We start from the raw sequence: 20,919 nt of genomic DNA on the forward strand, positions 1-20,919 counted from the left end.
GTCTGCTGCCTGGCGAGCGGCTCGGCGACCGGGGCCGGGTCAGGGGGTGACCGGCGTGACGCCGCTGCCGCACCCCGACCGGACCGGTCGATGACCTCGCTCCGCTCGGTCATGCAGTGCAGCCTACGCGAAAGTTACCCGACGGTAACGTGAGTCTTCTCGCACCAGGCCACGCCGCCCTGCGGACACCATAGAGCTCCCGACGCCGAAGCGCCGGGCTGGGGCCGCACAGGGTGACCCGGGTCGTACCGCGGAGGGCGCCGGAGCGCCGCGCTCAACGCCAGCGGGAGAGCAGGATCAGGGAGCCCACCATCGCGCCGAACCCGACCGCGAGGTTCCAGTAACCCCACGAGGCGACCGGGTACGCCTGCTCGGAAAGGTAGTAGACCACCAGCCAGCCGATGCCGGCGACGATCAACGCGACAGCGGTAGCCGGCAGCCACACCGGGCTAGGCTTGCGTGTCGCCGCCGTCGTCGTCGGACGAACGTCCGTCGGCGGGGTGTACACCTTCTTCTTACGGACCTGAGACTTGGGCACGACGCTCTCCAGAGGGGTGACGACCTCGTCCGGCCTGACAACCGGGCGCGGGGGCGACGGTCCATGGCCAATAATGTTCGACAGCTAGCGTAGTCCCGAAGGCCGCTCCAGGCCATGAATGGGGTCGATCCGGTGCACGCGGTGACCGGATCGGGCGGGTCGACGCGCCACGGGCGGCCGTCCCGCGTCGTGACGGACGTCGACCAGACGACGGGAGGGGAACGCTCGGTGGAGTACACATCCGGTGCGGCATCCTGGCAGAAAGCCATGCGACGGGCGGTCGCCGCCTTCCTGCCACGACGTCCCCGGCAGCGCCGGCCGGGCTGGTCGATCGGTGTGCCGCTGATCGCCGCCGCGGCCGGGTTGCTCTTCACCACCACGGCGAGCACGGCGGGCGGCACCGCTCTGCGGGAGGACCGCCGGCCCCAGCTCACCCAACTCATCGAGGACCGGCGGGAGCAGGTGGCCGCCAGCGAGGCGCGGGCCGCCCAACTGCGCGCCGACGTGGAGGGCGAGACCGCGACCCTGGCCGACACCGACGCGCCGATCAAGGAACAGCGGGATCGCGCCCAGGGCTTCCAGCAGGCGGCCGGCTTCACCGCGCTCACCGGGACCGGATTGACCGTCGAACTGAACGACGCCCCCCGGCGCAGCGACGGCACCCTGCCCAAGGGCGCCACCAACGACGACCTCGTCGTCCATCAGGGTGACGTGCAGGCCGTGGTCAACGCGCTCTGGGCCGGCGGCGCGGAGGCCATGTCAATCATGAACGTCCGCGTGCTCTCCACCAGCGCGGTACGCTGCGTCGGTAACACCCTGCTGCTGCACGGCCGGGTGTACTCGCCACCGTTCAAGATCGTAGCAATCGGCGATCCCGCTGCCCTCCAGCAGGCCCTCGCCGGCTCTCAGGGAGTCGGGTTGTTCAAGCAGGCGGTCGACCACTACCAGCTCGGCTACTCCGAGCACGTCGCCACGGTCACCGTGCCGGCGTTCGAGGACTCGACGGCGCTGCGAGCGGCGACGGTGCCGCGATGACCCAGCAGGGCGGGGATCCGCGCCGCGGCGACCAGGACGACGAACCGACCGCCTTCCTCCCGAAGGTCGACCGTTCCGCGTCGCCGACCCCCACCCACCCCGGATCCCCCGGCCCTTGGCCCGACCCGGTGCTGCCGTCCCGCCGCCCGCCACCCGCCTGGCCGGGACGCAGCGGGACGCCGGACCCCGCGCCCACCGGCCCGACCGGCGGGCCCCAGGTCACACCCCCCGGCCCGGGAGCCACCAGCTCCGTCGCGGACCAGCAGACCGCCCTCCTGCCCACGGTCACCGACCGGACGGCGGGTCGCCCGACGCCCACGGCGGCGGGCCCCCACGCACCGGAGACGACGGAGAGCCACCCCGGCCCCCGCGTCCCCGGTGCCGCCTCGCGTCCGGCGCCACCCGTCGAGACGGGCCGGCTCCGGGCCACCGCGCCGGACGGGACGCCGCGCCCGTCCGGCGCTGGCGGCGACCGGTACCCGACCTCCGTTCCCCGTCCGGAGACCCCCCGTGGGGGCGTACCCGGGAACGGGCCGGCGCAGGACGGCCGTCCGGTGCCGGTGCCGGCCGGCGGACCGGACCGCACGGCGGACCCGGCGGCGACCGCGGTGATCCCGGTGGTGCCGGCCCGGCCGACCGGCCCGGCGCTGGACTCCACCGCCCTGATGGGCGCGGTACCGCCCGCCCCCGAGGACACCGGGCCCGGCGGCCCCACCGAGCCACCGCCCCCACCCCGGCGCGGCGAGCGGGTGGTGCAGCTCCGCCCGGAGCAGACCGGCGAGGGCTACAAGAGCGTCTACTCGGAGCTGACCCGGCCGACCTTCGGATCACGGCTGCGCGCCGGCGTACGGGTCAGCGGCGAACTGCTGATCACCTTCGGCCTGGTGGTGCTCCTCTTCGCCGGGTACGAGATCTGGGGCAAGTCGGCCATCGTCGACGCCCACCAGAGCGATCTCACCCAGCAACTGGCCCGGCAGTGGGGCCCGACCGGCAACCCGACGGTCAGCCCGAGCACGTCGGCCAAGCCGGTGGCCCCAGCCGAGGGCGAGCCGATCGCCGGGCTCTACATCCCCAGCCTCGACAAGAACTGGGTGGTCGTCGAGGGCGTCACCCAGCAGGACATCCGGTACGCCCCGGGCCATTACCCGACGAGCGCCCTGCCCGGCGAGGTGGGCAACTTCTCCGTCGCCGGGCACCGTAACCGGGCCACCTTCTGGCGGTTGGACGAGATGGAGACGGGCGACGCGATCATCGTGGAGGGCAAGGAGGACTGGTACGTCTACAAGGTCTACCAGACCCGGATCGTCCGCCCCGACCAGGTCGAGGTGGTCGCGCCGGTGCCCGGCCAGCCGAAAGCGAAGGCCACCCGCAAGCTGCTCACCCTGACCACCTGCAACCCGAAGTTCGACAACTATGAGCGACTGATCATCCACGCCGAACTCAACCGCTCGCAGCCCAAGTCCGAGGGCCCGCCGGCGGAGTTGAGGGGCTGACGACGATGTACTCGTGGATCTGGCGCAAGTTGCCCTTCGGCCTGGCCGGCAAGCTGATCGGCTCGGTGCTGATCGGCACCGCGACGGTGGCGCTGCTCTGGTACGTGATCTTCCCCTGGGCCGAGCCGCTGCTGCCCTTCGACGACGTCCAGGTCACCCAGGACTCGGGCACCCCGGGCGGTGACTCCGGCGTCGACCAGAACGCGCCGACCGGCGACGAACACGATCTGCCGTACGAAACCGACCAGAACAACACCCCACCCCCTTCTCCGGACGAGTGAGCCCATGCGTGTCCTCGTGATCGACAACTACGACTCCTTCGTCTTCAACCTCGTCCAGTACCTCGGGCAGCTCGGGGTGGAGTGCGAGGTCCGGCGCAACGACGAGATCGACGTCACCGAGGTCGGTCGGGTCGGCGCGGCGGGCGTCCTGCTCTCGCCGGGGCCGGGCAGCCCGGACCGTGCCGGCATCTGCCTCGACGTCATCCGCCGGTACGCCGGTGAGCTGCCGATCTTCGGCGTCTGCCTCGGCCACCAGGCGATCGGCGAGGCGTTCGGGGCGACCGTCACCCGGGCCCCCGAACTGCTGCACGGCAAGACCTCCGAGGTGCGGCACCGCTCCGTCGGGGTGCTGGCCGGACTGCCCGACCCGTTCACCGCCACCCGCTACCACTCGCTGGCGGTGCTTCCCGAGACGCTCCCCGACGAGCTGGAGGTCACCGGCTGGACGGGCTCGGGCGTGGTGATGGCGATGCGGCACCGGACCCTGCCGATCGAGGGGGTCCAGTTCCACCCGGAGTCGGTGCTCACCGAGGGCGGTCACCTGATGCTCGCGAACTGGGTCGCCGCCTGCGGTCACCCGGAGGCCCTGGAGCGCGCCCCGGAGCTGGCCGCCGAGGTGGACGCCCGCCGCCGGGCCGCCTTCGCCACCAGCTGATCCTGTCCCCGGCGCCGCACCGGTCGTCGCGCCAGGGCGGACACGGAAAGACCCAGGCCCGGTCCGCGCGGACCGGGCCTGGACGTCACATCCGGGTACGGGTCACTGGTCCTCGGCCCGGAACGGCGGGGTGGGCAGCGGGAACCCGCCACCCGTGCCATCGCCGGGCGGCGTGGTGGTCGGCACCGGCGTGGTCGGGGTCGGCGGGGTCGGCGACTCGGTGGGCTCGGGTACGGAGACATCGATGGTCACCGTCTGCCCCTCGGCAAGGTTGGTGCCCGCCTTGGGATTCTGTGCGGTCACCTTGCCGGCCTGGTCCACCGGGACCTCGTCGCCCTCCCGCACCCTGACGGCGTAGCCGGCACCTTCCAGTTCCTTGCGGGCCTCGGCCTCGGTGAGGCCGGTGACCCGGGGCACCTCGCGGATGTTGCCCCGGGAGACCTCGACGGTCACCTTCGTGTTCTCGGCGACCTTCCTGCCGGAGGCCGGCGTCACCTTGGTGACCTGACCCTTCGGCTGGTCGCTGTTGACATCCTTCCGGTCCACCACCAGATTCAGGCGCTTCAACTGGGGCTCGACGTTGTCGAACTGCGAGCCGACCAGCCCGGCCGGGATGGTGACCTCCTGCGGGCCACCGCAGATGTTGACCGTGACCTGGCGGTTCTCCTCCAGCGGGGTGCCCGCCGGTGGGTCCTGCTTGGCGACGGTCCCCTTCTTGCAGGTGCTGTCGAAGATCGGGTCGCCCTCCGCCGGAACGAGTCCGGCATTCTGGATCTCGGTGAAGGCAGCCTGCTGTGACTTACCGGCCAGGTCGGGCACCGGGCTCGTCCTGGGCTCGTTGCCGTTCATCAGCAGGGCCGCGACCAGGGCGATCACCGCGAGTACGCCGACCGCCGCGAACGCCGCGATCACCCAGGCGGAGCTCTTGCGTCGCTGCGGGTCGCCGACCCGGGCCGGAATCTGCCGGGTCTGCTGACCGGCCACCTGCGTCGGGTAACCGCCCGCAGCCGCCGCCATCGGGGTCGTCTCGTCCTGGGTCATCACCGGGGTGGCCATCACCGGCCGGCCGGCGGCGGCGCGGAGCAGGTCGGCCCGCATCTCGCCGGCGCTCTGGTAACGGTTGAGCGGGTTCTTCGACAGCGCCTTGAGCACGATCGCGTCGATCGCCGGGGTGACGTCCGGGTTGATGTCGCTGGGCGTCGGCGGGGCCTCCCGCACATGCTGGTACGCCACGCTGACCGGGCTGTCGCCGACGAACGGCGGGTGGCCACAGACCAGCTCGAACAGCACGCAGCCGGCGGCGTACACGTCGGAGCGGGCATCGACGGCCTCACCGCGCGCCTGCTCCGGGGAGAGGTACTGGGCCGTGCCGATCACCGCGCTGGTCTGGGTCATCGTGGTGGCGCCGCTGGCCAACGCGCGGGCGATGCCGAAGTCCATGACCTTGACCTGGCCGGTCTGGGTCAGCATCACGTTGCCGGGCTTGATGTCCCGGTGGATGATCCCGTGCCGATGGCTGAACTCCAGTGCCGCGCACATGTCGGCGCAGATCTCCAGCGCCCGGCGCGGCTGGAGCCGCCCCTCGACGCCGAGGACCTCCTTGAGGGTCCGCCCGTTCACGAACTCCATCACGATGAACGGGAGGGTCTCGCCCGTCGGGGCGGTCTCCTCGCCGGTGTCGTAGACGGCGACGATCGCCGGGTGGTTCAGCGAGGCGGCGTTCTGCGCCTCGCGGCGAAACCGCATCTGGAAGGTGGCGTCCCTGGCCAGGTCTGTCCGGAGCATCTTGATCGCGACGTCCCGACCGAGCCGGAGGTCCCGACCGCGGTGCACCTCGGCCATGCCGCCGTAACCGAGCAGCTCGCCGACCTGGTACCTGCCACCGAGCAGGCGGGCCTGGGCTGTCATCGCGTTCGTCGTCCTTCGCTCGTCGTCGTCTCGCCGGCATCCGGCTCGAGCCGTACCACCCGACGGTACGACGTCCCGGCCGGATCGTCGCGTCCGAGGGCACTCACCGCGCCGGACGTCGTGCGTGGCGCACCGGTGTCAGCGGCCAGGCTGCCCTGTTTCGCCAGGTAGGAGAGCACGCCGGAGCAGACCAGGACCAGTACGGCCAGCAGGATGGCCAGGGTCACCATGCCGGACCGGGAACGGCGTGGTGGAACAGGCGTCGGGAGCGGCTGCCGGGCGTACCCCATGGGCCGGTCGGACCGGAGCTGGGCCGGGGGGACGGACGCCGCGCCCCGGGTCTGCTGGTACGGCACCGCCGCCGGCCGGGCCATCGGGGCGGCCTGGGCCGGCGGACGCTGCTGGGCCACCGGCGGCTGCGGGTGCCGGGCCGCGACCGGCGGACGCGCCTGCCCGTTGACCGGCGGACGCGCCTGCCCACTGACCGGCGGACGGGGCGCCAGCGCGGCGGGCTGCTGTCGGGCCGCGGAGGGTACCTGCGCGCGGGCCATCGGGCCGGCCGGGGAGGCCGGTGCCCCGGAGACGGGGCCGCCGGAGACCGGGCCGGGGTGCCCCCCGCCGGCCCGTGCCTGCTGGGAGAGGACGAGCTTGGCCTGCCGGGCGACCGAGGCCAGCGCGGCGGCGCTCGGCCAGCGGTGAGCGGGCTCCTTCGCCATGGCCCGCTCCACGATCGCCTTGACCTGCGGCGGGATGTCGCCGGGCAGCGCCCGGGGAGCGTCCCGCACGTGCTTCATCGCGATTTCGAGGGGATTGTCACCCTCGAAGGGTCGCCGGCCGGCCAGACACTGGTACGCGACGACGCCGAGCGCGTACACGTCGGAGGCGGGGGTGGCGACCGCCCCGGTGGCCTGTTCGGGGGAGATGTACGAGGCGGTGCCGAGCACCGATCCGGCGGCGGTGAGCTGACCGACCAACTCGGACCGGGCGATGCCGAAGTCGGTCAGCACCAGCGTCCCGTTGGGCCGGACGAGCAGGTTGCCGGGCTTCACGTCCCGGTGCACGATGCCCTTCTCGTGGGCGGCGTGCAGCGCGTCGGCGGCCTGGGCGAGCAGGGCCATCGTCCGGGCCGGGGTGAGCCGGCCGACCCGGCTGAGCGTCGACGACAGGGCGTCACCCTCGACGTACTCCATCACCAGGAAGGCGATCTCCTGGTCGCTGCCGAAGTCGTAGACGTCGACGACGCCGGGATGGTTGATGGTGGCCATGGTGCGCGCCTCGCCACGGAACCGCTCGGCGAAACCGGGCTCGTCGAGCAGCGCCGGGAGCAGGCTCTTCACCGCCACCGTACGGCCCAACACCTGGTCGGTGCCGCGCCACACGTCGCCCATGCCGCCGCTGGCGATCCGCTCGTCGAGGCGGTAGCGGTTGCCGAGCTGCACGCCGGGGCTGAGCATGTCAGCGGCCCCCCGCATCGGCGATGGCCGCCTGCATGATCTTGCCAGCGATCCGGGCGGCCTCACCGCTTCCGCCGCTGCCCGCCTGCTCCAGCTCCACGCAGACCGCGGAGACGGCGTTGCCGTTCTTGTCGAGCGCGAAGCCGATGAACCAGCCGTGGTCGGGCCGACCCGGCGCGGATTCCGCGGTGCCGGTCTTGCCGCCGACGGTGTACCCCGCGATCTGCGCCGACTCGCCGGTGCCGTTCTTCACCACGCTGACCATCATGTCCCGCAGGTCGTCGGCGACCTGGGCGCTGACCGGCTGACGCAGCTCACGCGGCTGGGCGTTGTAGTAGCTGGTGGTGCGGTCCGGCCCGAGCAGCTGCTTGACCAGGTACGGCCGCATCTGTCGACCCTTGTTGGCGACCGAGCCGGCGATCAGCGCACCCTGCAACGGGGTCATCCGGACGTTGTTCTGGCCGATGGAGGACTGCGCCAGCGCGGCGGGGTCGGTGCTGCCGTCGGGGTTCTGCATGTCGCCGGTCCGGCTGGCGGCCACCGGCAGGCCGCCCTCGCCGAGCTGGCCGACGGTGAGGTCGTCCTGCTCGAAGCCGAACTGCCGGGCCTTCTCCTTCACCGTGTCCGCGCCGAGCCGCACGCCGAGTTGGGCGAAGCCGGTGTTGCACGACTCGGTGACCGCGTTGATCAGGGTGACCTGCGCCTCGGGGCAGATCGACGAGTGCGCGTTGCGGATCTCCGCGCCCGACGTCGGCGGGGTCCAGCTCGGCCCGGCCGGGATCTGGGTGTCCTGGCCGACCCCGTTCTCCAGGGCTGCGGCCGCCACCACGATCTTGAAGGTGGAGCCGGGTGGCAGGGTCTCCGACAGCGCGCGGTTCTTCAACGGGCCGTCCGGGTCCTGCTCGTACTTGTTGTAGGCCGCCGACGCCACGTTGGTGTCGTGGTCGGCGAGCGGGTTCGGGTCGAAGCTGGGCATCGAGACGAGCGCCTGGATCGCACCGGTCCGCGGGTCGATGGCGATCGCCGCGCCCCGCTTCGCACCGGTGTTGTTGTTGCGCAGTTGCTCGTAGGCGGTGTCCTGGGCCCGCTTCGAGACGGTCAGCAGCACGTTGCCGCCGCCGCTCTCGTCCCCGGTGAACATGTCCTTGATCCGGTTGCCGAGCAGCGCGTCGCTGGTGCCGGCGAGGAAGTCGTTCTCCAGCCGCTCGATGCCGGTGTCGCCCAGGTTGACCGGCTTGTAGCCGAGCACGTGCGCGTACTTCGCCCCGGCCGGGTAGCTGCGCTGGAACTTCAGCTTGCCGCCGGTCTCCTTGCTGGTGGCGACGGCGGTGCCGCCGGCCTCGATGTTGCCCCGCCGACGCTCGTACTCGGCCACCTGGACCCGGCCGTTGTAGTCGCTGTTGCGGTATTCATCCGCCTTGTAGGCCTGGACCCAGTTCAGGTTGGCGAAGAGCAGCCCGAACAGGACCATGACGACGACGCCGACGCGGCGCAGGGGCGCGTTCACGGGCGGATCACCTCCGTGGGAGCACCGTGTAGCTGTTCCGGCGGACCGCCGCCCGGCCGGGCCCCCGGACCACCGCCCTGCGTCACCGGCCGCCGGGCGGCGTCGGAGATGCGCAGCAACACCGCGATGAGCAGCCAGTTCGCCATCAGCGACGAACCACCAGCGGAGAGGAACGGGGTGGTCTGACCGGTCAGCGGGATGAGCTTGCTGATGCCGCCGACGATCACGAAGACCTGGAGCCCGAGGGTGAAGGCGAGGCCACCGGCGACCAGCTTGCCGAACGAGTCACGCACGGCCAGCCCGGCCCGCAGCCCCCGCTCGACGATGAGCAGGTAGACCACCAGCAGCGCGGTCAGCCCGAACAGGCCGATCTCCTCGCCGATGCCGGCGAAGATGAAGTCGTTCTGCACCTCGGGGATCTCCAGCGGCTCCCCGGCGCCCGGCCCGGACCCGAACAGGCCACCGCTGCCCAGGCCGAGCAGCCCCTGCACCAGCTGGTAACCCCGGTCGTACGGTTCGGCGAACGGGTCCAGCCAGATCTCGGCGCGGGTGTAGAAGTTGGCGAACGGCCCGCCCACGGTGCCACCGAGCACGTACGCGAGGTAGACGCCGCCGAAGAAGAGGACCAGACCGATCAACAGCCAACTGACCCGTTCGGTGGCGATGTAGAGCGTCACCACGAACATGCCGAAGTAGAGCAGCGAGGTGCCGAGGTCCTTCTCGAAGACCAGGACCAGCAGACTGATCATCCAGACCCCGAGCACCGGGCCGAGGTCCCGGCCGCGCGGGAAGTCGATGCCGAGGATGCGGCGGCTGGCCAGCGAGAGCACCTCGCGCTTACGGACCAGGTAGTAGGCGAAGAAGACCAGCAGCGCCAGCTTGGCGAACTCACCGGGCTGGATGCTGAAGCCACCGACCCTGATCCACAGCTTGGCACCGTTGATCTCGGAGAACTGGCCGGGCAGCACCGCCGGGATCATCACCAGCACGATGCCGGCCAGCCCCAGGGTGTACGCGTACCGGGAGACCGCGCGGTGGTCGCGCATCAGCACCAGCAGACCGGCGGCGAGGATCACCGCGGCCAGCGTCCAGGCCAGCTGGCGACCACCGGTGCCGGCGAAGATGGCCAGCGTCTCCCGGTCGGCGGGGGCGGCCTTGCCGAGGTCGAGCCGGCGCAGGAAGCCCACCCCGATGCCGTTGAGCAGGGCCACCGCGGGCAGCAGGGCCGGATCGGCGAACGGCGCCAGCCAGCGGATCACCAGGTGCATGCCGAGGAAGACCAGCCCCAGTGCGGCGGCCGGCATCCAGAAGTCGCGGGTGACGGTGTCGAGCAGGTTCGCCTCGACGATCGCCCCGTACGCGGCCACCAGCACCATCGCCAGCAGCAACAACGACAGTTCGGCGTTGCGCCGGGACCGCGCCAGACGTACGCCGGGCCGCTCGCCCGTCGTGGCGGGCGAGACTGCCGGAGTGGCCGCTGCGGTCAAGGAGGTGTCCCTCGGTTCTCAGCCGACGGTCACTCGGGCGACCGGCAGCCCGCCGGGTCTCCGGCCGGCGGAACCGCGTCGGAGGCCGAGGCGTCGGGTGTGGTGGGCGGCGTGGGAGTGCCGGTGGTGCCCGGAACCTCGGTGGGGCTGGGGCTGGGTGACACCGGACTCGTCGTCGGCGTCGGCGTCGTCGGGGAACTGGTGACGACGAGCGACGGGGCGGGCGGGCAGACCGGCTTCAGGTTCGGGTTGGCCGGGTCGTCGCTGGTCAGCTCGGCCAGCCGGCGCAGCGCGTCCGGTCGACTCTTGGCCTGGATGCCCTGCTTGACCTGCTCCTGGGCGGCCAGGGTGAGGTCGTCGAGCTTGGCCTGGCTGGTCGAGTGCACGCTGGACAGGTCGAGGCCGGCGACCTGGCCGGGAACCCCGCGGAAGACCGCGAGCTGCCCACCTTCGGTCGCTCCGACGTAGTACTGCCGCTGGGTGTAGCTCCAACCGGCGAAGAGGCCACCGCCGAGGATGACCAGCAGCGCCAGCAGCATCGCCGCGGTACGCAGCGGCCGACGGGGACGGTCCGGGTCGTCGTCCCGGTTGGCCGCCGGTTCCTCCGGAGCGGGTGGACGCGGGGCGGAGAGCGCCGACGCGCGGGCCGCCGGGGTGGAGTCGTCGGCCGCGGTGGCCATGCCCCGGTCCCGGGCCGCGGCCCCGCCGACGATCGGGCTCGCCTCGACGATGTCCTGGTCGGTGGCGTCCGCGATGATCACGGTGATGTTGTCCGGGCCGCCGCCGCGCAGGGCGAGCTGCACCAGCCGCTCGACGCACTGCTGCGGGTCACGGTATTCCCGGAGGCTGTCGCCGATGGTCTCCGCGCTGACCACGCCGGAGAGGCCGTCGCTACAGATCAGGTAGCGGTCCCCGGGCAACACCTGACGGACGCTGTATTCCGGGTCGATGTCCCGGCCGTCGAGGGCGCGGGTGAGCAGCGAGCGCTGGGGGTGGCTGCTCGCCTCCTCCGCGCTGATCCGCCCCTCGTCGACGAGCATCTGAACGTAGGTGTCGTCCTTGGTGATCTGGGCGAACTCACCGTTGCGCAGAAGGTAGGCCCGCGAGTCGCCGATGTGGACCATGCCGAGCTTGCTGCCCGAGAAGAGGGTGGCGGTGAGCGTGGTGCCCATCCCCTCCAGCTGCGGGTTGGCGTCCACGGTGTCGCGGAGCTGCTGGTTGGCGGTGCCTACGGCCGATCGCAGCGCGTCGACGAGCGCGTCCCCCGGGACGTCCTCGTCGAGCGGCGCCATGGCACCGATGACGATGTTGCTGGCGACGTCACCGGCGGCCATGCCGCCCATGCCGTCGGCTACGGCGAGAAGCCGCGGCCCGGCGTAGACGGAGTCCTGGTTTCCGTCTCGGATCAGACCGCGGTCGCTGTGGGCCGCATAGCGCAGGGTCAGAGTCATGGCCGTAATTCGAGAGAGGTGCGGCCGATACGGATCGGCACGCCGAGGGGGACGGGGGTTGGTCCGGTGACCTTAGCGCGATCGAGGTACGTGCCGTTAGTCGAGCCGAGATCCTCGACGAACCACTGTCCGTCCCGGGGCACCAGCCGGGCGTGCCGGGCGGAGGCGTAGTCGTCGGTGATGACGAGGGTGGAGTCCTCGGCCCGACCGATGGTGATCTGCGCTTCGCCGAGGGTGATCCGGGTGCCGGCGAGTTGGCCGGCGGTGACCACCAGCTGGTGGGCCGCCCGACCCCGCTTCACCTTCGCCGGCTTCGCCGCCTGCTGCTGGGTCGACGCGCCGACCGCGCGGGGCGCGGCCACCAGCCGCCCCGACCGGGCGCCCGCGAAGAGATCCCGACGGATGACACCGACCACCGTGAACACGAAGATCCACAGCAGGATGAGGAACCCGAACCGGGCGACGGTGATGACGAGTTCCGGCAAGGCGGGTCAGCCGTCCACGCGGAAGGTCAGCGTCGTGGTGCCCAGCTGGATCATGTCGCCCGGGTTGAGGGCGACGGCCGAGACCCGCTGACCGTTGACCATGGTGCCGTTGGTCGACCCGAGATCGGTCAACACGACCTGGCCACCGTCGAAGTCCAGCCGGGCGTGTCGGCGGGAGATGCCGACGTCCGGCAGGCGCAGGTTGGCCTGGTCGCCCCGGCCGATCACGGTCGAGCCCATCTGCAACGGGTAGGTACGGCCGTCGCCGGAGACCAGCCGGACGTTGCGGGCGCCACCGTGCCCCGGCGGGGGACCGTAGCCGCCGCCCTGGTCGTACGCCGGGTAGGCCGGCGGGCCGGGGTCGTAACCGCCCGGCGAGGACACCGGAGCGACCTCACCGCCGGTGTAGACCTCGGCGGTGACCCGGAACATGCCGGTGTCCAACCCCTCGCCGCGCTCGACCTCGACGATCACGTCGCCGTAGACCGTCCACGCCTGCTCGCCGATGAACTCCGCCTGCGACTGGGCCAGCTCCTGGGCCAGCGCGGCGGCGTACGGCGCCAACCGACTGTGGTCGTACGGGGAGAGATCGATCACGTAGCGGTTCGGCACCAGGGTGCGGCCACCAGCGAGGATGGCCTTGTGCGCCTCGGCCTCCCGCTGCATGGCGTTGAGGATCTCCACGGGGTGGACCACCCCTTTGAAGACCTTGGCGAAGGCCCCTTCGACCAGGCCTTCCAGACGCTTCTCGAAGCGTTGCAGCACGCTCACCGGCTCCTCCTCGGGTTCCGAGGACATGATGGTATCTGGACGGCGCGCATGCAGCTCGCGCGCCGCTCGGCCGCCGCGCGGCGGCCCGTTCGGAGGGGCCCTGCGGACCGTGCTACTCTTTCGTCCGCCACGAAGGGTGACCGCTCGCAAGAACGGTAACCCGTCGAGGCCAGACCACCGAACCGGGTAGGATGTTCGGGGCCCGCCGGAGACGGCGGGGTCGAGCTATCACGTTCGAGGGTCGTGCCACGGGGATGTGGCGGAATGGCAGACGCGCACGGTTCAGGTCCGTGTGTCCGAAAGGACGTGGGGGTTCAACTCCCCCCATCCCCACCAGTCGACGAGGGCTCCGCAGGATGCGGGGCCCTCACTTCGTATCGGGGCGTACCGGACGTCACGCTATGCTCCGAGGGTTTTTTCCAGCCTCCTAACTGACCAGGAGTGTCGTGTGAGTGTCGCGTTGGTGACCGGGTCGGGCGGTCTGATCGGTTCCGAGGCGGTCCGGCACTTCGCCGGGCTCGGCCTGGACGTGGTCGGCATCGACAACGACATGCGGCAGGAGTTCTTCGGCGCCGAAGCCTCGACCGCGTGGAACGTCCGGCGGCTGACCGACGAGCTGGGGTCGGCGTACGCGCACCACAGCATCGACATCCGCGACCGGGACACGCTCGGGAAGCTCTTCGCCCGGTACGGCCGGGACATCGCCGTGGTGATCCACACCGCTGCCCAGCCGTCGCACGACTGGGCGGTGCGCGACCCGTTCACCGACTTCGACGTCAACGCCGTCGGCACCCTCAACATCCTGCAGAACGTGCGGGAGCACTGCATCGAGGCGCCGCTGATCCACTGCTCGACCAACAAGGTCTACGGCGACCGGCCCAACAGCCTGCCGCTGGTGGAGCAGGAGACCCGGTGGGAGATCACCCCGGGGCACCCGTACGAGCAGGGCATCCGCGAGGACATGTCGATCGACGCCTGCCTGCACTCGGTCTTCGGGGCCTCCAAGGTCGCCGCCGACGTGATGGTGCAGGAGTACGGCCGCTACTTCGACATGCGCACGGCCTGCTTCCGCGGCGGCACGCTGACCGGCCCGGCACACTCGGCGACCGAACTGCACGGCTTCCTCGGGTACGTGATGCGGGCCAACATGGAACGCCGCACGTACAAGATCTTCGGTTACCAGGGCAAGCAGGTCCGGGACGCCATCCACAGCTCGGACGTGGTGTCGGCGTTCGAGGCGTTCTTCCGTGACCCGCGCTCGGCGGCGGTCTACAACCTGGGCGGCGGCCGGCACTCCAACACCTCCAACCGGGAGGCGTTCGCGCTGGCCGAGCAGATCACCGGTCAGGAGATGATCACCGAGTACGTCGACGCGAACCGGATCGGCGACCACAAGTGGTGGATCGGCTCGAACGAGGCGTTCCAGGCCGACTACCCGGGCTGGAAGCAGGTCTACGACGTACCGATGATCATGCGGGAGATCTACCAGGCCAACATCGACAAGTGGGTGCCGGGAGCATGACCGCACAGGGCAAGCGGAACGTCCTCGGCGTCCTGGTCGACGCCACCGACTACGCCTCGGCGACCGAGCAGGTCGTCGCGGCGGCCCACCAGCGGCGTCCGCTGGCGCTGACCGCGCTGGCCGTGCACGGGGTGATGACCGGGGTGCTCGACCCGGCGCACAACGCCCGGCTCAACTCCTTCGACGTGGTCACCCCGGACGGGCAGCCGGTGCGCTGGGCGCTCAACCTGCTGCACCAGGCCGGGCTGTCGGACCGGGTCTACGGCCCGACGCTGACCCTGCACGTGCTGCGCCGTTTCGCCGCCGAGGGTCTGCCGGTCTACCTGTACGGCTCGACCGAGGAGACGCTGGCGAAGCTGCTCCCGGCGTTGGCGCGGATGTTCCCGGACCTGAAGATCGCCGGGGTGGAGCCGTCGAAGTTCCGCGCGGTGCGGCCCGGCGAGGACGTCGAGATCGCCGACCGGATCCGGGCCAGCGGCGCCCGGCTCGTCCTGGTCGGCCTGGGCTGCCCCCGCCAGGAGATCTTCACGTACGCGATGCGACCCCTGCTGGACATGCCGCTGATGGCCGTCGGCGCGGCCTTCGACTACCACGCCGGTCTGCTCAAGCAGCCGCCCCCGTGGATGCAGCGGGCCGGCCTGGAGTGGTTCTGGCGGCTCGGCCTGGAGCCGAAGCGGCTGTGGCGGCGGTACGTCATCCTCAACCCGGCCTACCTGACCCGCCTCGCCGGCCAGAAGACCGGCCTGTGGAAGGCGCGGCCACCGGCCCCGGCCACCGAGCGGCCGGCCACCTTCGCGGTCTGACCGTCCACTCCGTCCACCCCGGAGCACGGTCACCCCTACGGGGCGCTTCGGGGTGGAACAGGGGCCTGCCCCGGATTCGCCGGACGCCGTCCTGGGCAAGGCTGTGTCCATGGATGGCCATCTCATCGTGCTGCTGTCGATCGCCGCCGTCTGGCTCGCCGCCGGCGTCGTGGCGGACGGACTGCCCCGGCTGGACCGGGCGCGCGCCCTGCGACGGCGTACCGGATGGCTGCTCGCCCTCTCCGTCGCCGGCCTCGGCCTGACCGCGACGGTGCTGGCCGCCGGCCTGACCAGCGCCGGGAACACCCCGTTCGACCGGGCAGCCGTCCAGCTTCCGCTGGTGGCCGTCCCGGCGCTCACGGTGGCGGCCTGCACGGTACGCCGGGTACGCCGGTTGCGGGCCGGCGCGGGCGCGTTCGCCGCCGCGCCGGACACCCCCGCGCCGTACGGCCTGCGGGCCGCCGCCGGACACCCGCTGGTCGGCCTGCCGGTGCAGGTGACCGCGCTGGCCACCGTGCCGGGCCTGCTCTCCGCCGCCGGGCTGGACCTCGGCGTCGACGACGGGGTCACCGGGATCGCGCTCACCGTGGGTGGGTTGGCCGTCCTCGCCATCGGGGTACGCCACGGACTGCGGCACAACCGGCTCGCCGAGCGGACGCTGCCGAGCGCCAGCCCCGCGCTGGCCGGGCTGCCCGCCTCACCGGCTGCGGCCGGCTCCCTGCACGTATAGCAGCTCCAGGATCGCCCGGGTCGCCTCGAACCACCGGTCGAGCCAACCGGGCGGCGGGACGCTGCCCTTGGGTGGCAACTCCAGCAGCAGGCCGCGCAGCAGTGGGTGGTCGACCAGCGACTCGGGCGGCTCCGTCGGCCAGCCGGCCGGCGGGAACGACGGCTCGGTGAGCGGGTTCGGGTCGAGCGAGGGCAGCGACAGCGGCGACCCGGCCTGCTCGGGTGCGGTGACACCGTCGCGGCCCAGTTCGGTGTCGGCGGCGCCGACCTCCGTGAGCACGGTGTCACGTCGCGCGCCGCGATACTTGCCGCCGAAGCGTTCGGTCTTGCCCGGGCCGTTGGTGATGTTGTCTGAACCGATCGTCGTCATCCGTATCGCCTGCCTCGCTCGGTTGCCGCTCCGTGCGGCGGGTCGTGGACCAACGCCGTACCGAGGGGTACAACGACGCGGGACGCAAGTGGCGACGGGCCGGCCGGGGAGTGTCCCCGACCGGCCCGCGGTCAACGCCACGCTGCGTTGGTCAGTACTGGCCGAACGCGCCGTCTCGAGCGTCGGCGACGAAGGCGTTCCATTCCCCTGGGGCGAAGACGAGGGCGGGACCTGTCTTGTCCTTCGAGTCCCGTACCCCGACCGCCCCGATCACGTACGCCACCTCGACGCAGTTGTCACAGTTCGGCCCGCTCTTCGAGCTCTTGAACCAGGTCGCCTGCGTCAGGTTCTCGGGGAACCTCTTGGTCGCCATTTCCACAACGGCTCCTCTGCCAGTTTTGCGATGTGTGCGATGGACTCCTCCGGTTCCATGGCCGCTGCTCGAATCTGATCGAAGATGGACTTGTACTTCTGCAGCTCGTCGCTCTTCTCCAGGAAGAGCCCACCCGTGGCGTTCTCCGCGTACACGACATCCGGATCACCTGCTTCGGGAAAGCCGAGAATGGTGAAGTTCCCGTCCATGCCGGCGTGCGCCCCCACCTCGAAGGGCAGGACCTGCAACGTCACGTTCGGCAGTTCGGAGACCTCCACCAGCCGCCTGAGCTGACCACGCATCACCGCGTCGCCGCCCACCGGCCGACTCAACACCGCCTCATCGAGCACCACCCACAGATCGACCGGATCGTCCTGGGTCAACAACGACTGGCGGCCCATTCGGACACGCACCCGTTGTTGCACCTCGTCGGCGCTCAGGTCCGGACGGGCCGCGCAGATCATCGCGCCGGCGTACTCCTCGGTTCCCAGCAGACCAGGGACGACCTGCTGCTCGTACGCGCGGATCGTGCCGGCCGCCGCCTCGAACCCCACGTACGCCCCGACGAGCACCGTGCTGTAGGGGTGCCACCACCCCTTCTGCCGCGCCTCGCGGGCGATCTGCACCAGTTCGTCGCTCTCCGTGCCCACCACCCCGTAGATCCGGAGCATGTCCCGCACGTCACGTGGGGTCGCCGAGGTGTGACCGGTCTCGATCCGGGACACCTTGGAGGCGGAGCATTCCAACTGCTCGGCGACCGCTTCGATCGTGATGCCGGCGCCGTCACGCAACCGGCGCAGCTCGGCCCCGAGCCGACGACGCCGGATGGTGGGGCTCCGCCGCTCGCTCATCGGGTCGCCCCGGGTGCCGCTGACAGGAAAAGCTGGTGCCTCGCGTTCACCGGGCTACCTCCGGTCATCCGCGCCCGCGTCCACACCCGCCAGGGGCGCGACCGACGAACGGCGGGCGATCGTTCGCGGCAGGGGTGAAATACGGTCGTCGACCGGCCGCGTCGGGCGAAACCGCCGTCCAGTGTGCAGCCCCCGGGTCGACGTGATCAAGCGCCCGGTTCACGTGTCGCACTCACGTATCGGCAAAAATCGACATGCAACTTGCATCCAGCCCGACGCTGATGCACCCTGTCCGTATGGTTCGAGTCACTCACCGTTTCCGGCCGATCTCCCGGTGTGATCATCGCCCCGGCATCGGCCGGGCGGATGGGTGCCCCGGCCCAGTTGTGTCATCGAGATCTGCCTCAGGTTGAAGGCCCCACCGCTGCACGCCCGGTGGCTGCGGCGGTGGGAGCGGTAACACCCGTGAGCAGCCGGGTGATGGTCGGGTGGCGGTCCACCACCAGCGGGTACGGCCCGGCCAACACCACATCGAGCACCGGCCCCGAGGCACAACCCCGTCGCCGGACCCGTACGACGTCCCCCGTTCCGCACCGGTCGGCCCGCGACGCCGACCATACCCTCCAGGAGCCCATGTGCTTCCCCGCTCCGGTGACGTTCTGCACGTGACTCGTGCCGCCAGTGTGCAGTTCCTCAAACCGATCACCTTCCGGGTGATCCGGGTGCTCGACTGGCCGACCTACGACGGCTGGCTCTGGCTCGACGGCTACCAGCTGAATGCGTCGGGAGACGCGGTCAGCCGTCGGTCGATCTTCGTCCAGCAGGCCGGGCTGACCCAGCTCCGAGCCGCGCCCGTACCACGCCAGCACACCGCACGGTCGCGGCGACCGGTCAACCGCGCTCCGATCGCGGTGGGCTGACTCTGCGATAACCCGGCCGGTGGGCGTACCGCCGCCATAGAATCGGTACGCCCACCCCGGCGAACGTCTCCACCCCGCGCGTTCCGGCCCCTGAACCTGGGATGGCCATGGTCAATCTGCCTGCCGCGCGGCGGCACCACAGGTCACGTGTCAGATGCGCCTTCGGGCTGCTGGCCCTGATCGGCGTGGTCACCACCCTCGTGGTGGTCACCCGCTACCCGGCCGAGTCGGCCACCCGGCTCGCCGAGCCGGTACCGGCTCCCGAGATCACCGTGGTCGGGCAGGGCGACACCCCGACCGTCGACGCCACGCAGCTCGACCGGGCGCTCCCCGCCCAGGCCCGCGCGGGTGCCGCCGCCGCGGACGACCCGCCGGCCGACCCGGGCCCCGGTACGGCGGCCGACCCCCGCCGGGACGCTGCGACCGACCCCGGTCAGGACGCTGCGACCGACCCCGGTCAGGACGCGGCGACCGACGGCCACGGCGTGGCGGCCGACCCGAACACCGCGCAGGCGGGCGTCGGTGGTGGTGCGTCCGCGCTCGCCGGACCCCGACACCCGTCGGGCGACCCACAGACCGTTGCCCAGTCCCTCTTCTACTCCGGTCTGCTCGGTCTGGCCATCTCCCTGGCCGGGCTGGGCCTGGTCGGCACCAGACGCCGGATGTGGTGAGCCCCCGGTCACCCGGTGGGGCTGGCCGTCGGGGTGGAGGTGACGGTCCCGGTCGGTGAGGCCGACGCCTCGGCGGCCACCACCAGGGTCACCTCGTCTCCCGGCGACACCAGCTCACCCCTTTCCGGGTCGGTGGCCAGGACGGTGCCGGGCGGCTGGTCCGACTCCTGCTTCTGCACCCGGTAGGACAACCCGAACCGACCCAGCAAGGTCTGTGCGGCCTCCTGGGAGAGCCCGACCAGCGGCGGCACCGGAACTCCGGCGGGGCCGGTCGTCGATGGCGTGGTCGGTGGCGTCGTCGGCGGTGTGGTCGGCGCGGTGGCCGTCGGGGCGGTGGCCGTGGTCGGCACTGCGGTCGCCGGCGGGGTCGGTGTCCCGTCCGGCGGGGAATCCACGGCCCGCAGCGCCAGCCAGATCCCCATCCCGACGAGCCCGAGCAACAGGAGCGCGAGGACACCCAACAGGATGGGCGTCCACCAGCGCCGGTCGCGCTGCTCCTCGCCGTACCACTCGGCCGGCTCCCCGAGGTCCGAACGCGGCGGCGGCACCCCGGCCCGACCGGACCACACCGGCGACCCGGCCGGTTCGGCCCGGGTCGCGTCGTCGGGTGGACGGGGCAGCGGGCGGGTCGCGTCGTCGGCGGGTGGCTCCTGGCGGTCGTCGCTCATCGCACGTCCTCTCGCCACCCGGCGGGCGTCGGGCGTCGGCCTACCGCGTTCGTGGCCCTCTGCCGACCAGGCAGTCGGGCCCTCGGCCGACCAGGTGGTCGTGGCCCTCGGCTCACCAAGGTAACGGTCGGCGTCGTCATCCACCGGGATCGGCGCGACGACCCGCCCGTCACGGCGTGGGCGTCACCTCGGGACTCGGCGTCGCCCCGTCACCGCAGGAGATGGAGACCTGGTCGTTCCAGTGCGCGGTCGTGTCGGCGGCGGGCACCTGGGCGGTGACCTCGCCGCGCTTGCCGACGGGATAGCGGGGGAACAGCCCCAGGTCGCCCAGTTCGTCGGCCACCTCCCCGCAGTCCTCGCCGACCAGGTCCGGCACGTCGACCTCGGGGGCCGGCCCGCTGACCTCGACCCGCACGGTGGTGCCCGGCCCGACCGAGGTGCCCTGGGCGGGCACGGTACGGGTCACCGTCCGGCCGGAGCCGGTGCCGAAGACCAGCCGCCAGCCGAGCTTCCGGTCGTGCAGTTCGTCCCGCGCCTTCTCGAAGTCGAGGCCGACCAGCCGGGGCACGGTCAGGCCGCCGGTGCCGGCGGCGGGCGGGGGTGGCGTGGTGGTCCGCGCCGTGGTCGGCCGGGCAGTGGTCGACGCTTCGGGCGGGCTGGCCGATCCGGTGGCCGCCGCCTCCGGGGTGGTACCGGTCTCCGGAGTGCCGGGATCGGCCAGCATCCACCCGACGGTGCCACCGACGGCGGCCAGCAGGACCGTCGCCAGAGCGCCGCCGAGCAGCAGCGTGCCCCGGCCCGGCCGGTCACGCTCCGCAGCGTCCTGTTCGGTGTACTCGTCGTCCATGATGCTCCCGCCTCGTCCCCGAGACGGTACCGGCCGCTGCCCACCGGTCACCGGGCGTGCTCCGGTGGTCGCACGACTCGCCGCCTCGACCAGGGGACGC

At 71.8% G+C, this 20,919-nt stretch carries 22 protein-coding genes and 1 tRNA gene; 10 read left to right on the forward strand and 13 right to left on the reverse strand.

The annotated features are described in order from the left end of the window. Positions 1-274: 274 nt before the first annotated feature. Entirely contained in the window at positions 275-538 is a 264-nt protein-coding gene (locus tag ACIG87_RS09520) for a cell division protein CrgA (protein WP_396849744.1), read from the reverse strand. A gap of 228 nt (positions 539-766) precedes the next feature. Here ACIG87_RS09520 and ACIG87_RS09525 point away from each other — a divergent pair, with 228 nt between their 5' ends. The 4 genes from ACIG87_RS09525 to ACIG87_RS09540 are packed head-to-tail and all read left to right on the forward strand — an operon-like array spanning position 767 to position 4,002. Beyond that, positions 767-1,573, forward strand: a complete 807-nt coding sequence (locus ACIG87_RS09525) for a DUF881 domain-containing protein (protein WP_396849746.1) — start codon at positions 767-769, stop codon at positions 1,571-1,573. After that, complete coding sequence (locus tag ACIG87_RS09530; protein ID WP_396849748.1) at positions 1,570-3,066, forward strand: class E sortase; 1,497 nt, start codon at positions 1,570-1,572, stop codon at positions 3,064-3,066. Before ACIG87_RS09525 ends, ACIG87_RS09530 begins: the two co-directional genes overlap by 4 nt. A 5-nt stretch (positions 3,067-3,071) precedes the next feature. Further along, the gene (locus ACIG87_RS09535; RefSeq protein WP_396849750.1) at positions 3,072-3,347 is read left to right on the forward strand and encodes a hypothetical protein; all 276 of its coding nucleotides are present in this window, start codon (positions 3,072-3,074) and stop codon (positions 3,345-3,347) included. Positions 3,348-3,351: 4 nt separating this feature from the next. After that, complete coding sequence (locus tag ACIG87_RS09540) at positions 3,352-4,002, forward strand: aminodeoxychorismate/anthranilate synthase component II (RefSeq protein ID WP_396849751.1); 651 nt, start codon at positions 3,352-3,354, stop codon at positions 4,000-4,002. A gap of 102 nt (positions 4,003-4,104) precedes the next feature. Here ACIG87_RS09540 and pknB read toward each other — a convergent pair whose 3' ends face one another. From pknB to ACIG87_RS09575, 7 genes are read right to left on the reverse strand one after another with little or no spacing between them, the layout of a single operon-like run. Beyond that, positions 4,105-5,910 (reverse strand): Stk1 family PASTA domain-containing Ser/Thr kinase, encoded by a 1,806-nt coding sequence (gene pknB, locus ACIG87_RS09545; RefSeq protein WP_396849752.1) that lies wholly within the window; start codon positions 5,908-5,910, stop codon positions 4,105-4,107. Continuing rightward, the gene (locus ACIG87_RS09550) at positions 5,907-7,364 is read right to left on the reverse strand and encodes a protein kinase (RefSeq protein ID WP_396850121.1); all 1,458 of its coding nucleotides are present in this window, start codon (positions 7,362-7,364) and stop codon (positions 5,907-5,909) included. The genes pknB and ACIG87_RS09550 overlap by 4 nt, the downstream gene beginning before the upstream one ends. 1 nt (position 7,365) lies before the next feature. After that, positions 7,366-8,871: a peptidoglycan D,D-transpeptidase FtsI family protein gene (locus ACIG87_RS09555; protein ID WP_396849754.1), complete on the reverse strand. Its 1,506-nt coding sequence runs from the start codon at positions 8,869-8,871 to the stop codon at positions 7,366-7,368. Then, a complete protein-coding gene (locus tag ACIG87_RS09560) occupies positions 8,868-10,358 on the reverse strand; it encodes an FtsW/RodA/SpoVE family cell cycle protein (protein WP_396849755.1) in 1,491 nt (496 codons plus the stop codon). The genes ACIG87_RS09555 and ACIG87_RS09560 overlap by 4 nt, the downstream gene beginning before the upstream one ends. Positions 10,359-10,387: 29 nt before the next feature. Next, positions 10,388-11,809 (reverse strand): PP2C family protein-serine/threonine phosphatase, encoded by a 1,422-nt coding sequence (locus ACIG87_RS09565; RefSeq protein WP_396849757.1) that lies wholly within the window; start codon positions 11,807-11,809, stop codon positions 10,388-10,390. Then, the gene (locus ACIG87_RS09570; protein WP_088645730.1) at positions 11,806-12,294 is read right to left on the reverse strand and encodes an FHA domain-containing protein; all 489 of its coding nucleotides are present in this window, start codon (positions 12,292-12,294) and stop codon (positions 11,806-11,808) included. The genes ACIG87_RS09565 and ACIG87_RS09570 overlap by 4 nt, the downstream gene beginning before the upstream one ends. 6 nt (positions 12,295-12,300) lie before the next feature. Further along, complete coding sequence (locus tag ACIG87_RS09575) at positions 12,301-13,092, reverse strand: FhaA domain-containing protein (RefSeq protein ID WP_396849760.1); 792 nt, start codon at positions 13,090-13,092, stop codon at positions 12,301-12,303. A 223-nt stretch (positions 13,093-13,315) separates the two neighbouring features. Here ACIG87_RS09575 and ACIG87_RS09580 point away from each other — a divergent pair. From ACIG87_RS09580 to ACIG87_RS09595, 4 genes are all read left to right on the forward strand, one after another. Then, positions 13,316-13,401, forward strand: a tRNA-Leu gene (locus ACIG87_RS09580). A gap of 112 nt (positions 13,402-13,513) precedes the next feature. After that, complete coding sequence (locus ACIG87_RS09585; RefSeq protein ID WP_396849762.1) at positions 13,514-14,587, forward strand: NAD-dependent epimerase/dehydratase family protein; 1,074 nt, start codon at positions 13,514-13,516, stop codon at positions 14,585-14,587. After that, positions 14,584-15,390 carry a WecB/TagA/CpsF family glycosyltransferase gene (locus ACIG87_RS09590; RefSeq protein ID WP_396849764.1) on the forward strand — a complete coding sequence of 269 codons (807 nt, stop codon included), beginning with the start codon at positions 14,584-14,586 and terminating at the stop codon, positions 15,388-15,390. Before ACIG87_RS09585 ends, ACIG87_RS09590 begins: the two co-directional genes overlap by 4 nt. 109 nt (positions 15,391-15,499) lie before the next feature. Continuing rightward, positions 15,500-16,120 carry a hypothetical protein gene (locus ACIG87_RS09595; RefSeq protein ID WP_396849766.1) on the forward strand — a complete coding sequence of 207 codons (621 nt, stop codon included), beginning with the start codon at positions 15,500-15,502 and terminating at the stop codon, positions 16,118-16,120. Here the strand turns inward: ACIG87_RS09595 and ACIG87_RS09600 are convergent. The 3 genes from ACIG87_RS09600 to ACIG87_RS09610 all read right to left on the reverse strand — a co-directional run bounded on the left by ACIG87_RS09600 (position 16,088) and on the right by ACIG87_RS09610 (position 17,713). Next, positions 16,088-16,489, reverse strand: a complete 402-nt coding sequence (locus ACIG87_RS09600) for a hypothetical protein (RefSeq protein ID WP_396849768.1) — start codon at positions 16,487-16,489, stop codon at positions 16,088-16,090. The two genes, ACIG87_RS09595 and ACIG87_RS09600, sit on opposite strands and share 33 nt — an antisense overlap. A gap of 151 nt (positions 16,490-16,640) precedes the next feature. Beyond that, positions 16,641-16,862 (reverse strand): DUF397 domain-containing protein, encoded by a 222-nt coding sequence (locus ACIG87_RS09605; protein ID WP_396849770.1) that lies wholly within the window; start codon positions 16,860-16,862, stop codon positions 16,641-16,643. Beyond that, complete coding sequence (locus ACIG87_RS09610; RefSeq protein ID WP_396849772.1) at positions 16,832-17,713, reverse strand: helix-turn-helix domain-containing protein; 882 nt, start codon at positions 17,711-17,713, stop codon at positions 16,832-16,834. The genes ACIG87_RS09605 and ACIG87_RS09610 overlap by 31 nt, the downstream gene beginning before the upstream one ends. 635 nt (positions 17,714-18,348) lie before the next feature. On the opposite strand from ACIG87_RS09610, the gene ACIG87_RS09615 reads away from it, so the two are divergent. Together ACIG87_RS09615 and ACIG87_RS09620 are read left to right on the forward strand one after the other, a co-directional pair. Further along, positions 18,349-18,633, forward strand: a complete 285-nt coding sequence (locus ACIG87_RS09615) for a hypothetical protein (protein ID WP_396849774.1) — start codon at positions 18,349-18,351, stop codon at positions 18,631-18,633. 107 nt (positions 18,634-18,740) lie between these two features. After that, a complete protein-coding gene (locus ACIG87_RS09620; protein WP_396849775.1) occupies positions 18,741-19,304 on the forward strand; it encodes a hypothetical protein in 564 nt (187 codons plus the stop codon). A gap of 8 nt (positions 19,305-19,312) precedes the next feature. On the opposite strand, the gene ACIG87_RS09625 is transcribed toward ACIG87_RS09620, so the two are convergent. Together ACIG87_RS09625 and ACIG87_RS09630 are read right to left on the reverse strand one after the other, a co-directional pair. Then, positions 19,313-19,972: a PASTA domain-containing protein gene (locus tag ACIG87_RS09625; RefSeq protein ID WP_396849777.1), complete on the reverse strand. Its 660-nt coding sequence runs from the start codon at positions 19,970-19,972 to the stop codon at positions 19,313-19,315. 169 nt (positions 19,973-20,141) lie between these two features. After that, entirely contained in the window at positions 20,142-20,819 is a 678-nt protein-coding gene (locus ACIG87_RS09630; RefSeq protein ID WP_396849779.1) for a PASTA domain-containing protein, read from the reverse strand. Positions 20,820-20,919 lie beyond the last annotated feature (100 nt).

The sequence above is a fragment of the Micromonospora sp. NPDC051925 genome (assembly GCF_044548625.1).
GTDB lineage: Bacteria > Actinomycetota > Actinomycetes > Mycobacteriales > Micromonosporaceae > Micromonospora.

Coding starts and splice junctions, on each gene's coding strand:
- ACIG87_RS09530 (WP_396849748.1), top strand. CDS start 1,570: ATGACCCAGCAGGGCGGGGATCCGCGCCGCGGCGACCAGGACGACGAA.
- ACIG87_RS09535 (WP_396849750.1), top strand. CDS start 3,072: ATGTACTCGTGGATCTGGCGCAAGTTGCCCTTCGGCCTGGCCGGCAAG.
- ACIG87_RS09540 (WP_396849751.1), top strand. CDS start 3,352: ATGCGTGTCCTCGTGATCGACAACTACGACTCCTTCGTCTTCAACCTC.
- pknB (WP_396849752.1), bottom strand. CDS start 5,910: ATGACAGCCCAGGCCCGCCTGCTCGGTGGCAGGTACCAGGTCGGCGAG.
- ACIG87_RS09550 (WP_396850121.1), bottom strand. CDS start 7,364: ATGCTCAGCCCCGGCGTGCAGCTCGGCAACCGCTACCGCCTCGACGAG.
- ACIG87_RS09565 (WP_396849757.1), bottom strand. CDS start 11,809: ATGACTCTGACCCTGCGCTATGCGGCCCACAGCGACCGCGGTCTGATC.
- ACIG87_RS09575 (WP_396849760.1), bottom strand. CDS start 13,092: ATGTCCTCGGAACCCGAGGAGGAGCCGGTGAGCGTGCTGCAACGCTTC.
- ACIG87_RS09590 (WP_396849764.1), top strand. CDS start 14,584: ATGACCGCACAGGGCAAGCGGAACGTCCTCGGCGTCCTGGTCGACGCC.
- ACIG87_RS09595 (WP_396849766.1), top strand. CDS start 15,500: ATGGATGGCCATCTCATCGTGCTGCTGTCGATCGCCGCCGTCTGGCTC.
- ACIG87_RS09600 (WP_396849768.1), bottom strand. CDS start 16,489: ATGACGACGATCGGTTCAGACAACATCACCAACGGCCCGGGCAAGACC.
- ACIG87_RS09605 (WP_396849770.1), bottom strand. CDS start 16,862: ATGGCGACCAAGAGGTTCCCCGAGAACCTGACGCAGGCGACCTGGTTC.
- ACIG87_RS09610 (WP_396849772.1), bottom strand. CDS start 17,713: ATGAGCGAGCGGCGGAGCCCCACCATCCGGCGTCGTCGGCTCGGGGCC.
- ACIG87_RS09620 (WP_396849775.1), top strand. CDS start 18,741: ATGGTCAATCTGCCTGCCGCGCGGCGGCACCACAGGTCACGTGTCAGA.
- ACIG87_RS09625 (WP_396849777.1), bottom strand. CDS start 19,972: ATGAGCGACGACCGCCAGGAGCCACCCGCCGACGACGCGACCCGCCCG.
- ACIG87_RS09630 (WP_396849779.1), bottom strand. CDS start 20,819: ATGGACGACGAGTACACCGAACAGGACGCTGCGGAGCGTGACCGGCCG.